Origin of the sequence: Micromonospora mirobrigensis, from assembly GCF_900091555.1 — a bacterium.
In the GTDB taxonomy this organism is placed as follows: Bacteria; Actinomycetota; Actinomycetes; order Mycobacteriales; family Micromonosporaceae; genus Micromonospora; species Micromonospora mirobrigensis.
This window is the reverse complement of the sequence record NZ_FMCX01000002.1, coordinates 659,583-673,494: the sequence shown is the minus strand read 5'-3', so window position 1 is coordinate 673,494 and position 13,912 is coordinate 659,583. Positions and strand designations below refer to the sequence as shown.

10 protein-coding genes and 2 pseudogenes are annotated in these 13,912 nt (G+C 70.4%); 8 read left to right on the top strand and 4 right to left on the bottom strand.

Going from position 1 to position 13,912, the window contains the following annotated elements:
* Window positions 1–9: 9 nt before the first annotated feature.
* From GA0070564_RS10350 to GA0070564_RS28835, 6 genes and pseudogenes are all read left to right on the top strand, one after another.
* Window positions 10–669, top strand: coding sequence for a hypothetical protein (locus GA0070564_RS10350; RefSeq protein ID WP_141714742.1), 660 nt, complete (start codon window positions 10–12; stop codon window positions 667–669).
* 246 nt (window positions 670–915) lie between these two features.
* On the top strand, window positions 916–2,568 hold the full coding sequence (locus GA0070564_RS10345) for a hypothetical protein (RefSeq protein WP_091606406.1): 1,653 nt from the start codon (window positions 916–918) through the stop codon (window positions 2,566–2,568).
* Between the two features lie 915 nt (window positions 2,569–3,483).
* Window positions 3,484–4,326, top strand: coding sequence for a C1 family peptidase (locus tag GA0070564_RS10340; protein ID WP_091606405.1), 843 nt, complete (start codon window positions 3,484–3,486; stop codon window positions 4,324–4,326).
* Window positions 4,327–4,485: 159 nt separating this feature from the next.
* Window positions 4,486–5,790 carry a DUF1800 domain-containing protein gene (locus GA0070564_RS10335; RefSeq protein ID WP_091606404.1) on the top strand — a complete coding sequence of 435 codons (1,305 nt, stop codon included), beginning with the start codon at window positions 4,486–4,488 and terminating at the stop codon, window positions 5,788–5,790.
* A gap of 12 nt (window positions 5,791–5,802) precedes the next feature.
* Complete coding sequence (locus GA0070564_RS10330) at window positions 5,803–7,044, top strand: DUF1501 domain-containing protein (RefSeq protein WP_091606403.1); 1,242 nt, start codon at window positions 5,803–5,805, stop codon at window positions 7,042–7,044.
* Window positions 7,045–7,333: 289 nt separating this feature from the next.
* A pseudogene (locus tag GA0070564_RS28835) lies at window positions 7,334–7,463 on the top strand (transposase); the annotation flags it as partial.
* Between the two features lie 13 nt (window positions 7,464–7,476).
* Here GA0070564_RS28835 and GA0070564_RS30565 read toward each other — a convergent pair.
* Together GA0070564_RS30565 and GA0070564_RS10325 are read right to left on the bottom strand one after the other, a co-directional pair.
* Window positions 7,477–7,735: pseudogene (locus GA0070564_RS30565) on the bottom strand (transposase); the annotation flags it as partial.
* A 27-nt stretch (window positions 7,736–7,762) separates the two neighbouring features.
* Complete coding sequence (locus GA0070564_RS10325; protein WP_091606400.1) at window positions 7,763–8,182, bottom strand: nuclear transport factor 2 family protein; 420 nt, start codon at window positions 8,180–8,182, stop codon at window positions 7,763–7,765.
* An 83-nt stretch (window positions 8,183–8,265) separates the two neighbouring features.
* Here GA0070564_RS10325 and GA0070564_RS10320 point away from each other — a divergent pair, with 83 nt between their 5' ends.
* Window positions 8,266–8,853, top strand: a complete 588-nt coding sequence (locus GA0070564_RS10320) for a TetR/AcrR family transcriptional regulator (protein WP_091606397.1) — start codon at window positions 8,266–8,268, stop codon at window positions 8,851–8,853.
* A 523-nt stretch (window positions 8,854–9,376) separates the two neighbouring features.
* Here GA0070564_RS10320 and GA0070564_RS10315 read toward each other — a convergent pair.
* Together GA0070564_RS10315 and GA0070564_RS10310 are read right to left on the bottom strand one after the other, a co-directional pair.
* The gene (locus GA0070564_RS10315) at window positions 9,377–10,981 is read right to left on the bottom strand and encodes an AMP-binding protein (protein ID WP_176730624.1); all 1,605 of its coding nucleotides are present in this window, start codon (window positions 10,979–10,981) and stop codon (window positions 9,377–9,379) included.
* 29 nt (window positions 10,982–11,010) lie between these two features.
* Window positions 11,011–11,949, bottom strand: a complete 939-nt coding sequence (locus GA0070564_RS10310) for a pyridoxamine 5'-phosphate oxidase family protein (protein WP_091606391.1) — start codon at window positions 11,947–11,949, stop codon at window positions 11,011–11,013.
* 394 nt (window positions 11,950–12,343) lie between these two features.
* Between GA0070564_RS10310 and GA0070564_RS10305 the strand changes: the two genes are divergently transcribed.
* Complete coding sequence (locus GA0070564_RS10305; protein ID WP_091606388.1) at window positions 12,344–13,885, top strand: FAD/NAD(P)-binding protein; 1,542 nt, start codon at window positions 12,344–12,346, stop codon at window positions 13,883–13,885.
* The last annotated feature ends 27 nt before the right edge of the window (window positions 13,886–13,912 follow it).

The following is a 13,912-nucleotide window of genomic DNA, read 5'->3' as shown; positions in this document are numbered from 1 at the left end:
GGCACCACCGTGTCGCATGCTCGAATTCTTCGAAAAGTCATCGGGGTGGTCGCGACGGCTTCCGTCATGATCGTCGGCATTCCGGCGTCAGCTCAGGCGTACAACGACGTGACCAGGACCTGCAACACGCCGGAGCTTCCCGGAAAATGCCGAATCTTCGCCACGGGTGACAAGTACTCTGACGTGGGGAGAATGATGGTTCAGGGGCCTTATGGGCCGGAGGAGGCGGTGTGGCAGACAATCCTGTGGTTCAAGACCGAACTTTACTATCCGGAAGCCGTCGTCGGCAATCAATTCACTGTCAACTTTGACACTTACGTCAGAGGCCAGATCGTCAGGAATGCGGCGGCCAAGAATTCCGGCCTCGTTCCGGGGGACGTCGCGCTCGCGTCAACGGTCTACCTCTACTTTCCCCAACCCTCTGGCGGAGGATCGATATCCCTGGGCGGGATCCTCAGCGCCAACGTCGGCGTCACGCCCAAGCAGAACCAGTACCTCATGAACAACGGGTCGTCGACCGGCTCTACCGCCATCCTGGCCAACGGCACGGTGATCGTCAACGCGCAAGGTGTGTTCCGCGGGCCGTCGTACCGGCAGTCATCGACAGTGGTGACCATCCCGCCCACCGGCAAGGTCATCCTGACCTACGACGCGGACCAGGCCCTGTAGCCCCCCGCGGCACCTCTACGACGGAAGGTCGCGGCCGCTCGTGGTCGCGGCCTTCCGCTCCGCGCTGGGGCTCCGCCGAACGGGCGCATCACTGATCAACGCCGAGACTCCGAGGACGTCAGTATGGCCAACCGCCGCTCCCTCACTGTCCTACTATCGCTCGCCGCGCTGACGCTGTCGGCTTGTAGTGCCCCAAGGGCGTCCAGCACCGGCCCCCGCGCCGCACCGCAGAACAGACCAACAAGCATGTCGCTGGATCGGCTCGGCGTCCTTGCCGTGGACCAACTGACGCAGGGCAAGGACTACGTGGGGGTCGCGGCGCCGCTGGGGCAGCCGCAGCCAGGGACGGTGGCCGCTGCGGGCAGCGCGCTCGCGGCCCTCGGCAACGAGCGCCTCGCCGACGTGGCGCGGGAGTTGGCGACCACCGCGCAGGACCCGGCGACCGGCACGGTCGGCGGCACCGCGTCGAACATCCTTGGCGACACTGACGTGTGGCTACGCCTCGTGGCCAGGCGGGGCGGGTCGGTCCCGCGCGTCGACCGGCTCGCCGCGACCCTGACCTCGCTGGTCGATCCCGGACGCGGTGGCAGGCTTGCGCCGGGAAAGCCGGCGACGCTCGCCGGAACCCTGGCCCTGGCACGGGTGCTGGAAGCGGCCGAGGAAGAGCCTTCCAGCCCGGCGCTGCGGTCGATCACCCCCTCGCTGCGCCGCACGCTGGGAACGCCGAGCGTCTGTGCCGTCAACGCGCAGAACGACCCGTCCATCCTTCTGGCCAGCCTCGAGATCGGCCGGGACCTCGGCACGCGGTGTGTGGCACCCCAGGCTGCGGGCGCCACTCTGCGGCCGTGGCTCACGCTGCTGCGCAGCCGTCTCGCCGACGGCGGTCAGCTGTTCGAGGAGGCGCTGCTCGCGGCGCCCAGCGTGGGCGCGGCGGCCGAGGCGGGGGCGATCGATCAAACGGACAGCCGAGCCTACTATCAGGCGCTCGTCTCAGCTGCGGGGCGGCAGCCGCTGCGCGCTGCCGCACTGACCGGCGTGGGCAGGGTGGCCCTGGTGGTGGAGGCCGCCGCGCGCGCCGGCGTGCCGGCCGACCAGCTCGCACTGTTGACACCCGTCATGGCCAGGACCGTCCGGTGGGGAGGTCGGCTACCCGACGCGGCAACCACCTCGGACGTGTACGAGACGATGTTGTTGCGCTGGGCTCTGCCGCGGCTGGGCGTCACGCCGCAGGGCACGCCGGCGCCCAGGGCCACCCCCACCGACCGGGTGGTCCTGGCCCTGGCCGAGTCGACACCTCATGACTTCGTTGCGGACCTGCGGTTGGCCGCTGCCGAACGCGGCGGCTCCGGCCGCCGGGCCGCCATTCTCGCGGCCGCCGCCGACCGCGCGGATCAATGTGCGATCTCCTCCGCCCTCCGAGCGCGGACGACCTCCGCCGTGCTCGCGGCGTTCCCGACCGCCACACGATCGCAGGCCATCGCGACCGCCGCGCCCGAGATCCTCCTGTGGGCCGCGCTGGTGGTCACTCCCGGCGGACCCTGCGTCGACACACCCACCGACCGACGCCTGGTCGAGCTCCGCAACGACCTGGCCGCAGCCGTGCCAGGACTGATATCCCGTACGGCAACCCCTGCCGCCTCGGCATCGACGACGGGCTCAGCCGACCCTGCCACTGCCGGGTCGTCGTCGCTGGCCCGGGAGTGGTACCTGGCCGAAGCCTCGTGCGTGCTCGGCCGCACACCGACTGTCCACATCGCGTTACTCGACGAATGGACCCGCAGCGCAGCTGACGAAGCGCCAGCAACCAGGGAGTCGGCCGTGATCCCGCTCACCGCCGCACTCAGACTGCACGATATCGACCAGCGAGGATGCGTTGGCGGTTGGTGGAACGGCGGCTGATCGGCAGCTGTTGTACGGACGCTCCACGCCTCCGACACCGCCGCGCGGGAGGCCGTCGCCTTGACGACCGTGTTGACCGGCTATGCCCGTGCCGCCCGTGCAGCAGCGCGGGCCGGGTGATTCCGGCGGCGGCCGGGTCGGTGCGCGGTTCGTGCGCGGGGAGGGGACTGGTCGGCCCCGACCACCGTGCCGTCGTCGCGGTTGATGTCGACGGTCCCCTAGCCTTACGTGAGCGTTAGAGTCGCGCCGAGCGTCATCGGCGGTGGGGCGATGGTTCGTGTCGCCCCTCGGACACAACAAGAATTCAAGGGTGCGTGCTGAGATCCTTTCAGCGCGCGCCGTTTGTCGCTGGCTGGTAGTTCCGCCGGAGGCCGAGCTGCCGGTAGACCTCTGCTTTCTCCGCCCGGCCGCCCGCGCGGAGCACGGTGGCGATGTCCCCGAGGTTGCCACCACGTTCGTGATCTCAGCTCGGCTCATCCGGCGAGGGCCCTTGCCCCGCGGCATGATTGTCGGCCGATCGGGATGGCGCTGACGACGCGCAGCCCGGGTTGGTGCTCAGTTCGTGTCGATCCTCGGCGACAACGGATTGGCCACGTCGCTGGCTTGGGCAGCAGTAGGTCCGTCGGCGGTTTCCTGGAGCCCCGCACCAGCTGTCCCGTTACGAGGTGTGCAACGACCGTCGCAGCGCGGCGGCCGGGGGATGCGGTCGGACTGGTCCCGGCGTTCCGCTGCCGGTCCACCGCCGGCCCGCCGCGCCGGTGGGTGTGAATTCGCGACAGTCGCCGCTCCCGAGCCCACCCGGCCAGCGGATATCTGTGCCGGCAGTCGTCAAACGGACTGTGCCGGCCGCCGGGCGGGGCGCATCGTGGGAGCTGGACATCCCCTGCTGGGGCCTGGTCGGAGAGGGAGACCGTCATGAAGCTGGACCGGCGGTTGGTGCAGGACCCACCGGAACGCAGCGCGAGCGAGGTGGTCGGCCCCCGTCTGCTGGGCCGGGTGTACCGGCCGGACCCGCGGGACTGGTCGCTGTCGCAGCTCATGGAGATCGCCGAGCCGCCGGAGGAGATCCGGCAGCGGACCATCGAGCAGGTGCTGAGCGAGACCACGTACTTCACCGACTGGCGGGCGTACCTGGTCTTCTGGCGCTGGCTCAAGAAGCAGGCCGGCGGGACCCCACCGGCGCCGGGCCCGACGCCGGCCGGTGACGCGGCCCCGGCCTGGCAGCTGCCGATCCAGCTGGACCAGGGTGACACCGGGCACTGCGTGGGCTTCGGCTGGTCGGGTTGGATAGACGCCACGCCGGTCCCGGGGGAGTATCAGAACGGCGACGCGCACGCGCTGTACTACGAGTGCAAGGTGGTCGACGGTGAGCCGCGGGCGGAGAACGGCTCGACCGTCCGGTCCGGTGCGTTGGCGCTGCGCAGCCGGGGTCGGCTCGCGGCGTTCGCGTTCGCCGGGTCGCTGGCCGAGATCGACCGGTGGATCGACGCCCAGGGCTCGGTGGTGGTCGGTACCAACTGGACGGACGACATGTTCCACCCGGACGCCGATGGCTACGTGAAGCCGACCGGCAAGGTGGCCGGTGGGCACTGCTACGTGATGCTGGACCGGCTGGACGAGGAGCAGGCGTACCTGTTCCAGAACTCGTGGGGGACCGGCTGGGGCCAGCACGGCCGCTTCAAGATCAAGTGTACGGACTTCGAGGGCCTGCTCTCCGCTGACGGCGAAGCCTGCTGCGCCGCCGAGCTCCCGCACTGACCTCGATCCCGGGTTGGACCGGCGCGCGGTGCAGCGGGCACGGCCCCGGCCGTGCTGCTGGCCCGCCTCCCCACCGGTAGTCGACACGACGTGGGTCCCAGATGCCGTTCGCACCGCGTCCTTACCCGCCTCGAACGTCGGCGATCTAGCGTCCGAGCAATGACGACGGAGCGGGAAGCGGTGGCACATCTGCTGCGGCGGGCCACCTTCGGGCCGACCGCCGATGAGGTGGATGCCGCCGAGCGGGCCGGATACGACGCCACCCTGGACCGGCTGCTCGATCCGGACGGACCGGACCGGGGCGCGGCGGGGACTCTGGTGCCCGCCCTCGGCCCGGACCCGGCCGCGCAGCTCGGCAAGGGAGCCGGGCGGGAGCAGCGCCAGCAGGCCAACCAGCAGCGCCGGGCGCAGGTGACGGCGCTGACCGGATGGTGGTTGGCGCGGATGATCACCGCCGACCACCAGTGCCGGGAGAAGTTGCTGTTCTTCTGGCACGGCCACTGGGCCACCAGCGTCCAGAAGGTCCGCTCCGCGCCGTTGATGCTGCGCCAGCTGGAGACGCTGCGGCGGGTGGGCCCGGGCCCGCTGGGCCCGATGGTGCAGGCCATGGTCCGCGACCCGGCGTTGATCCTCTGGCTGGACGGCCAGCAGAACACCCGCCGGGCGCCCAACGAGAACCTGGCCCGGGAACTGATGGAGCTGTTCACCCTCGGCGTCGACGGCGGATACACCGAGTCTGACGTGAAGGAGGGCGCCCGGGCGCTGACCGGATGGACGGTGGACCGGCGTACCGGTGTGGCCCGCTTCGCGCCGCGTCGGCACGACCCGGGACCGAAGACCATCCTCGGCCGGCGCGCCGCCTTCGACGCGGCCTCGTACGCCGGGCTGCTGGCCGAGCGTCCGGAGGCGGCGCGGTTCGTCGCGGGTCGGCTCTGGTTGCGGTACGCCGGCGCCCAGGCGCCGCCACCGGCGGATCTCGCCGGGTCGGACACGATGACCACCCTGCGGCGGATCTTCACCGCCCCGGCCTTCACCGGAACCCGGGGCACCCTGGTCAAGCAGCCGGTGGAGTGGCTGGTCGGGGCGGCCCGGCAACTGGGTGTGCGGCCCACGGCGCTGCCTGAGCAGACCCGCCAGCGGTTGTCGGCCGGGCTGAACGCCCTGGACCAGGTGCCGCTGCGACCGCCGAGCGTGGGTGGCTGGCCGGCCGGCAGCGCCTGGCTGACCACCTCGTCCCTGCAGGCCCGGATGCGTTGCGCCGGTGTGCTCGCCGCCGCCGCAGCACCGACGGTGCTGGCCCGGCTCACCGCCGCGCCGCCGGCCGGTCGGGCGGACGCGCTGGCCCGCCTGCTGGTGGTGGACGGCTGGAGCGAGCGCACCCGGGCAGCCCTGTCGCCCCTGGCGGGGGAGCCGCGCCGGCTGCTCGTGGCCGGCCTGGTCAGTCCCGAGTACGTGGTCAGCTGAGAGGAGCGAGGCATGGACATCCTGACCCGGCGGCGGTTCCTGGTGGCCAGCGGTGTGGTCGGCGCGACCGCGCTGGCCGCCGGCGCTGCCGCGTACCGGCTCGACGACCTGCTGGACACGGCGGGTGACCGGGACCCGCAGGCGAAAACACTGGTCCTGGTCACTTTGTACGGCGGCAACGACGGCCTGAACACGGTGATCCCGTACGCCGACCCGGCCTACCGGGACGCCCGCCCGGAGCTGGCGTATCCGGCGGAGGCGGTGAAGCGGCTGGACGACGAGTTCGGGCTCAACCCGGCCCTGACCGGGTTGCACCGGCTGTACGGCGAGGGGCGGCTGGCGGTGGTCCGCGGCGTCGGCTACCCGAAGCCGGACCGCAGTCACTTCCGGTCCATGGACATCTGGCACACCGCCCAGCCGGAGCGGCCCGGCACGACCGGCTGGCTGGGCCGGTGGCTCGACCATGTCGGCGCTGATCCGCGACTGGCGGTCTCCTTCGAACCGGCCCTGCCGCCCCTGCTGGCCGGTGAGCACGGCGCCGGAGCGTCGGTGCCCGTGGCCGGAGGCAAGGCGGCCAGGGGCCTGGCCGACCAGACGCTGGCGGCGTTCGCGGCCACCGCGTCGGGCGAGTCCGCGGCCCGGGCCCGCGCCGCCGCCTGCTTCGCCGACCTGCGCTCCGTGGACGAGATGATCCGCCAGGTACGCGACGCGGACGCCGCCGAGGAGCAGGACAGCGACGAGGAAGCCGCGCCGGCCACCGCGACCGGCGGCGCCCGCACCCCGCTCGACGCCCAGCTCGACCTGGTTGCCCAGTGTGTCGAGGCGCAGGTGTCCACCCGGGTCTTCTCGGTGTCGCTGGGCGGCTTCGACACCCACGCCGACGAGAAGCAGCTCCAGGAGGTGCTGCTCGGGCAGTTGGACCGGGCGCTGAGCCGCTTCGCCGACCGGATGGCGCGCACCGACGCCGGCCGGAAGGTGGTGGTGGCGGTCTACTCGGAGTTCGGTCGCCGGGTACGGGCCAACGGCTCCGACGGCACCGACCACGGGACCGCCTCGAATCTGCTGCTGCTCGGGACCGCGGTGCGAGGTGGGCTGCACGGCGCGCCGCCGAGCCTCACCGACCTCGACGACGGCGACCTGAGGTTCACCACCGACTTCCGTGACGTCTACGCCACCCTGCTCGACGAGGTGCTGGACACCGACGCGGGTGCGGTGCTGGCCGGTTGGCGGGGCCGCCTCAGCGGGGTGCTCTGAGCGCGGGGCCGGCTCTTGCAGGCTGGCCCGGGTGAGGCGTGCGATCCGGCAGCGGTGGCGGACCACGTCTGTGCCGGCCAGCCGAGCCACCGGCATCTCCCGATGCGGGCGGTACGACCACCTGAGCCCGCACCGGCGGCACGCGGGCCGGCGGGTGTGCGCGGCGACACCGGTGGGCCGGCTGTCAGAGCGGCAGTCGGCCGGCGCCGGCGAACACGTCGACGACGGGGACTGTAAGACGATCGGTGTAACTCCTGAACAAGGAGCAGCACCTGATGACAGTGCTGACGAGGCCGGTCCGGTGCAGATCGAGGTGCCCCAGTGACCGTGACGGCAGCTTCGAGCCGCAGATCGTGCGTCAGCGTCAGTGCCGGTCGTCCGGAGTCGAGGACGAGGTGATCTCGTTGTCGGCCAAGGGGTCTTCCGGCCCTCGGTTTCGTCAACGACCAGGACCGCGTCCGGACCACCGAACCGGGAGGTGACCAACTGCCGCCAGTCGTCGCGGACGGCGTCGGCGTCCCACACCGCCCGGTACAACAGTCGGCCGCATCGCATCCGGACGGGCATGTTCGGCCTGCTCGGCCAACTGCCGGCACGTCTTGACCTCAAGATCGGACAGCAGCCCGGTCACGAACTGTCCCGCCGTACGACGCGGCTCCACGCGAGCGAACCGGCCCGCGAAGCAGCCCAGCACCGGACAAGACTCCGAGCGAGATCGTCACTGAACGTTGCCGACGCTGGCCAGGGTTTCGGCCAACACCAGGGGGTTGAGGTAGTCGCGGTACGCGACGACCAGGCCGTCCCTGATCCGCAGGACGGCGATGATCTTCTGGTGCAACGATGCGCCGGTGGGGATCACGGTGCCGTGAGCTTCATACTCGACGATCACCACCTGCGGGTCGGTGGTTTCGTGGATGACCGTGTCGCGGTACTCGTCGAACTTGACGAGGCCGTTGGCGTGCGCGGTCAGAAACTCTCGGATCTGGTCGCGCCCCTCCACGCGACCCGGTATGCCTGCTGGTAGGTACGGCCACTCGATATAGCCGTCCGGCGCGAACAGGTCGACGAACCTTTCGGTGTCCTGCTCGCGGCTTGCGCGCAGGATCTGCTCGACGACTTCGCGTGACGTGGCGGTCATGGCACCTCCTTTCGTTCAACGCCCGTTGATTGAACGAGCGTAGGACGTATGGAGCCGCCGGTCAACAACCGTAGAATGAACCCGTGACCGAACCGAGCGCCCGCCCCACCCGGGCGCAGCAGCGCCTCCAGAGCGAGGAACGCATCCTCGCCGCGGCCCGCCAGATCTTCGCCGAGCTCGGCTACGAGCGGACCACGATCCGGGCTGTGGCGTCCGCTGCCGGTGTCGACGCCGGCCTGGTCATGCACTACTTCGGCAGCAAGGACCTGCTCTTCGCCCGGGCCGTCGAGGTGCCCGCCGACGAGTTGCCCGGCGGCACCTCAGGGGAGGTGGCCGAGGCGCTGCTGACGTCGCTGCGCCGGCGCCTGACCGACGAGCCGGCGGCCTCCCTGGCGCTGCTGCGCTCGATGCTCACGAACGCCGATGCCGCCGATCGTTACCGGGCCGCCGGAAAGCCCCAGCTCAACCAACTCACCGAGGCAATCTCCGCGCCCGACGCCCACCTACGCGCGGGCCTGCTCAGCGCGATCGTCCACGGCGTGATAGCCGAGCGACACCTGCTGCGCCTCACGCACCTCGCGGACGCCTCACCCGAGCAGATCATCGACCTACTGCGCCCCTGCTTCCAAACACTTGCCACAGCTCCGCCGACATCGGGAAAGCCTTCGTAGATGGCCGTGGCGTCTGCCCGCTCCGGCGAAATGCCTCAGCCGAGATCGCCGAACGGCGACTGGAGCGCCAGGTGGGCCCGTCCCGATCGACCCGGCGAGCTGGCTGACGGGCCACAAGGGACCGGGGGGCTGGCGGACAAAGCCCGGTCGACGTGGCGACCGCGTCGAAGTTGAGGGAGCAACACCGCGCGTCGGGCGACCACTCAGGAGCGCGCCTGCGCCCGGGAGCCATGCTCGCCGACCAGCCGACGGCGGGCTCGCGCCGAGTTCGGGGGAGAGGGCTCGCAGCAGACGGGTGCACCGAACGGCGTTGAACAGCGTCCAACGGCACCCAGCGGAGTTCAACTGCACCCACCCCGACCTACAGGTTCTCGTTTCCGCAGATCAGAGGCGGTGCAGCGTACCGCGCGGATCCGAAGAGGTCATCGACGCGACCGCTCTTGGGTGAGCTTCAACATCTGCGGGCGGCCGGTGCGGATGGCCCGCCGGTGGCCGTCCGGCGCCGGCCTACGGGACGCCGGGATCACGAGACGTCCCTTGGCAGTGACTCCAGCATTCGTGCCCGACGGAGCTTGCCCACACCGGTCTTCGGGACGTCCTCGCGAGCAACCGGTGCGACCCGCGCGACGGGCAGCCCGAAGCGCACCCGAACCAGCTCGCTGATCTGCGCCCGCTCCCCGTCCCCGGCCACGCCGGAGCGGGGGTGGAAGAAGACCACGAGGGCGGTCCGCTCTCCTCGCTCGCCCTCGACCGGGCACGCGACGGTGTACGACGGCTCCACGAACGGCAGTTCCTCGACGGCTGCCTCGATCTCGTGACCGTGGTATCTGATGCCATCGATCTCCAGGACGTCGTCGGCGCGTCCGGTCACCGTGAGGGATCCGTCGCGGATGACCGCAAGGTCGCCGGTCTTGAACCAGCCATCCGGAGTGAACGACTGTGGGTTCCCAGGAGGGTCGCCATAGTAGCCGGACGTGATCGGGGCTCCGCTGACCTCGAGCCGCCCCGACACTCCCTGCGGCACTACGTTTCCCTCGTCGTCGACGACCCGGAGACGGACGCCGGGGTGCGGGGCCCCCACCGGCACGTAGCGGCCGTCCGCCGGTTGCGTGTCGGGGTCGAAAACCGCGTCCACGACCCCGGACGAGGTCTCCGACATGCCCCATCCGGGGTGCATCGCCGTGGCCGGTAGGCCGTACGGAGCGAGCAGTGCCAGCAGCCGGTGCGCCGTTCTCGCCTTGATCGACTCGCCGCCGTTCATGATGTACCGCAGCCGGCTCAGGTTCCATGGCCGGCCGCGCAGTTCGTTCTCGCGGTCGACGATGAGGTTGAATGCGAAGTTGGGGGCCCAGGTGGTGTCACATTCATGCTCGCTGATCAGGTCGAGCCATCGCAGGGGCTCCGCCAGGATCCACCCGGTCCGGGCGTGCACCTGGTGGCAGCCGAGCAGGGTGTCACGGACATGGAACATGACAAGGCCACCGACGTGGTCCAACGGCATCCAGTTGAAGGTCCGACTGGCCCACGAGAGCTGGCGAACCTGGATGGTCGCGGTCGACCTGCTGATGATGTTGTGATGGCTCAGCATCACCGCCTTGGGCGCGCCCGTGCTGCCTGAGGTGAGCAGCAGCGTGGCGATGTCGTCGGACCGGGCCCGGCGGAGGTGGGTGGCCGCGGCATTGTGGGCCAGCGCCGGGGCCGCGCCCAGCCAGGAGTCGACGATCGACACGTCCGGCTCAACGGCACTCCCCGTGACGACCCACGGGCGGTCGAGCGCGTCCCACACCCGGGCCAGCCAGGCCTCGGGGGACAGGCGGGTGTCCACCGGAGGGCGCGGCGTCGTCGGGGCGGGCACGAAACCACCCAGGACGCACGCCCAGAACGTACTCAGCAGGTCCCGGTCGTCGTCGATCTGCAGGATCACCTTGTCACCCGGTCGCACACCTCCTCGCCGCAGCCCGGTGAGCACGCGCCGCGCCGCATCCAGCAGCTCCCCATACGTCTGGCGCCGCTCCCTGCCGTGGTCCAGATACACGATGTGGCCCGCTTCCGGCAGCCGCGCCGCGGCGAGGAGAGCGTCACCGAGAACTGCTTGCGGAGATTCCGGTGGCGGTCCACCGTCGAGCACCGAGCCCCCGGATCCTCGTCCCGGCGCGGTCACGGGGCATCGACGGGGCGCGAGGTGTGCGAGGCGGCCGGCCCGGAGACCGGTGGGTTGAAGCGGGAGCGGCCAAGCAGTTGCCAGCGCAGCCGGCTGGCCCGCTCGATGTCCACCACGTGGCTTGTCTCGAACTCGATCAGGCGCCGTGCTCCGGGAAACTCACGGGCGCGCGGTTGGTCCCAGTTGATGCTCGCGGTCCCGCTGAGCTGCAGCGTCCGGCCGGTCTCCCAGTCCAGAAAGGCCAGTCCGCACCGGGGATCGAGCTGGATGTTGCCCAGCGTCATGAAGAAGGAGTTTCCGAGATAGTCCGGCCAGCTCAGGCTCCGCGGGCCGGTCACGGCGACGAAACCAGGCAACCCGCCGCGGTGGTTGGCGTCGGCGCCGTGTCCTGCGGCGTGGCTGCCGATGAAGAACGTGTCCGCCGAACGCACCATGGCCTGCTGATCTGCGCTCAGCTCCCGGGCAACTGTCGCGAGGGGAGCGGCCCGCGCAGCGCTGTCGTCGATGACCGTACGCATCTGGAGGTACTTCGGGCAGTTGCCGAGCACCTGCTCAGTACGCAGCACCAGACCATCTCCCTCTCGGCGGGCGGTGCCGGCCACCTTCACGCGGCGAAGAGTCGGCGGCGAGAGGACCACCATGCCGAAGCTGCCCGGCTGGACGAAGGCGTCCCGCAGCGGATCCCCCGGCGGTGGGAGAGCGTGAACGACGATCGTCCGGTCGTCGACGGGTTCGACGAACCCCTCGTCGCCGGTGAGGACCGTGCACCATACGGCTCCCTCGGCGTCCCTCCCGGACAACGCCACCAGACGTTGCTGCCGGATGAACGCGGCGAAGCCGCCGATGCTCCCGTCGAACATCGGTGAACCCCAGCCGGGAGCGCCCTCGCCTGCCAGGCGTTGGACGGCCTGCTCTCCCTCGTGCGCCACACCCATCCGATTGCCTCCCGACTATGTGCAAGTGGCATCGCCTGCCAACGTGCCGCCCGGACGGATTCTCCGTTCTTCCCGATGGCAGCGGAGCGAGCCACGGCCGTCGCGCCGGCAGATCTATTTAGCCCGACGGGTGTGAAGCCGGTCAAGATCGGTGCAGAACTAGAACTAGAACTAGCACTAGACCTAGACCAAACATGCAGGGCTAAGGTCGGGAGCCAACGTCTTCCGAGTGCGCCTCGCGTCGGTCGTCCATCGCGCATTGCCCTGAGTGGAGGGTCAGCGAAGCGGCAGGGTGACCAAGGCCGCGGAGGGAGCGCTGGTTCGGTACGCTGCGCCGGTCCACCCGGGACTCATCGGTAGCAGCCAGTTCACGTCAGGGTGACGGGGGATTGCGATGTCGTCATGGAGCATCGGAGTCATTGGTGGGGGGCCATCCGCGGTATGCCTGCTCAGCGCACTCGCGAACGCAGGAATGTCACCCGGTATGGTTACGGTTTTCGACATTGGAGAAAAGCTGTGGCGAGGTAAGCCCTATCAGGCCGACCTTCCCGTGCTGCGGATCAATGTACCACCCGAAGAAATGTCCGTACGCGCCGACGAGAAGAACCATTTCCGGGCGTGGCTGGAGGAGCAGAATGCGCTGACCGCCGAGCTGTCTCCCTTCTTCGACCCCGTTGTGCAGTCGTACTTCTTCTCTCGGGAGATGTATGGCGACTATCTGTCGTACAGCGCCGGCTCCTGCTTGACCGCCCTGACCGCTCAGGGTTGGCGGGTGGACGTGGTACGGGAGCGGGTGGAGCGGATCTCACCGGCGGAACGAGGGCTGACGCTGGTGACCGGGGACGCGACCCGGGTCACGGTGGACTACGCGGTGGTCGCCGTGGGGGCTGGTCAGCCCCCCGACGCGTACCCGATCAGCGGCGCACCGGGCTACGTCGCCAACCCCTACCCGGCCCGGTCGTCACTGGCGGGCATCGATCCCGACGCAGCCGTGTCGATACTGGGCAGCGGGCTGACGGCGGTCGACATGGTGCTCGCCCTGACGTCCCAGGGGCACCGGGGTCCGATCCACCTCACGTCCCGAAGCGGCGTGCTGCCGAGCGTCCGGCAGCGACCGGTCCAGCTCACCCTGCGACATTGCACTCCGGAGCACCTCCGTTTCGTTGCCGAGCGGGGGCCGCTCAAGTTGGTCGACCTCGTCGGCATCGTGCGTGCTGAGCTGATCGAAGCGGGTGAGGACACGGGCCTCGTCGAGGCCGAGATCCGGGCGGTCAGGGCAGAGAACCCCGTGGCCCGACTGCGCCGACAACTGGCCGAGGTCGACTCGCCGGCCTTGGGGCTCCGTATTCTGCAGCGGGCGGTCCCGGAGGCGGGCCCGGATCTCTGGCCGCTGCTCTCCGCGGCTGAGCGCTCGACGGTGCTGGGCACCCACCAGCCGACGCTGATGAGCCTGTGCTGCCCGATGCCGCCGGTCACGGCCGCCACCCTGCTCGATCTGCTGGAGAGCGGCCAGGTCACGGTGATCGGCGGATTGCGCGAGGTCACCTCGGTTCCCGGGGACGGTTTCCGCCTCGTCGCGCGCGGCGGCACCTACCGGGCCGATCACGTGATCAACGCCATCAACGCCCGTGCCCGCCCGATGGCCGAGAGCGCTGAACCGCTCTTCCGCTCCCTGGTCCGGGCGGGCCTCGCCGAGCTGCACCCGAACGGCGGCCTCTGTGTGGACCCGCGCTCGAGCCGGCTCATCGCGGAGGGGCGGCTACAGCAGCGGCTCTTCGCGCTCGGTGACCCCGCCGCCGGCAGCTTGTTCTTCACCTTCGGCGTGCAGTCACTGGTTGATCGGGCGACCGACATCGTCACCGCGCTGATCAACGATGTGGGCAGGTCCTCGGGATCGCCCGCTGCCGCTGACGCCACGGTCCTGCAACCCGCCTGACCACTGCCGGTTCGGCCGGTCCGAGCC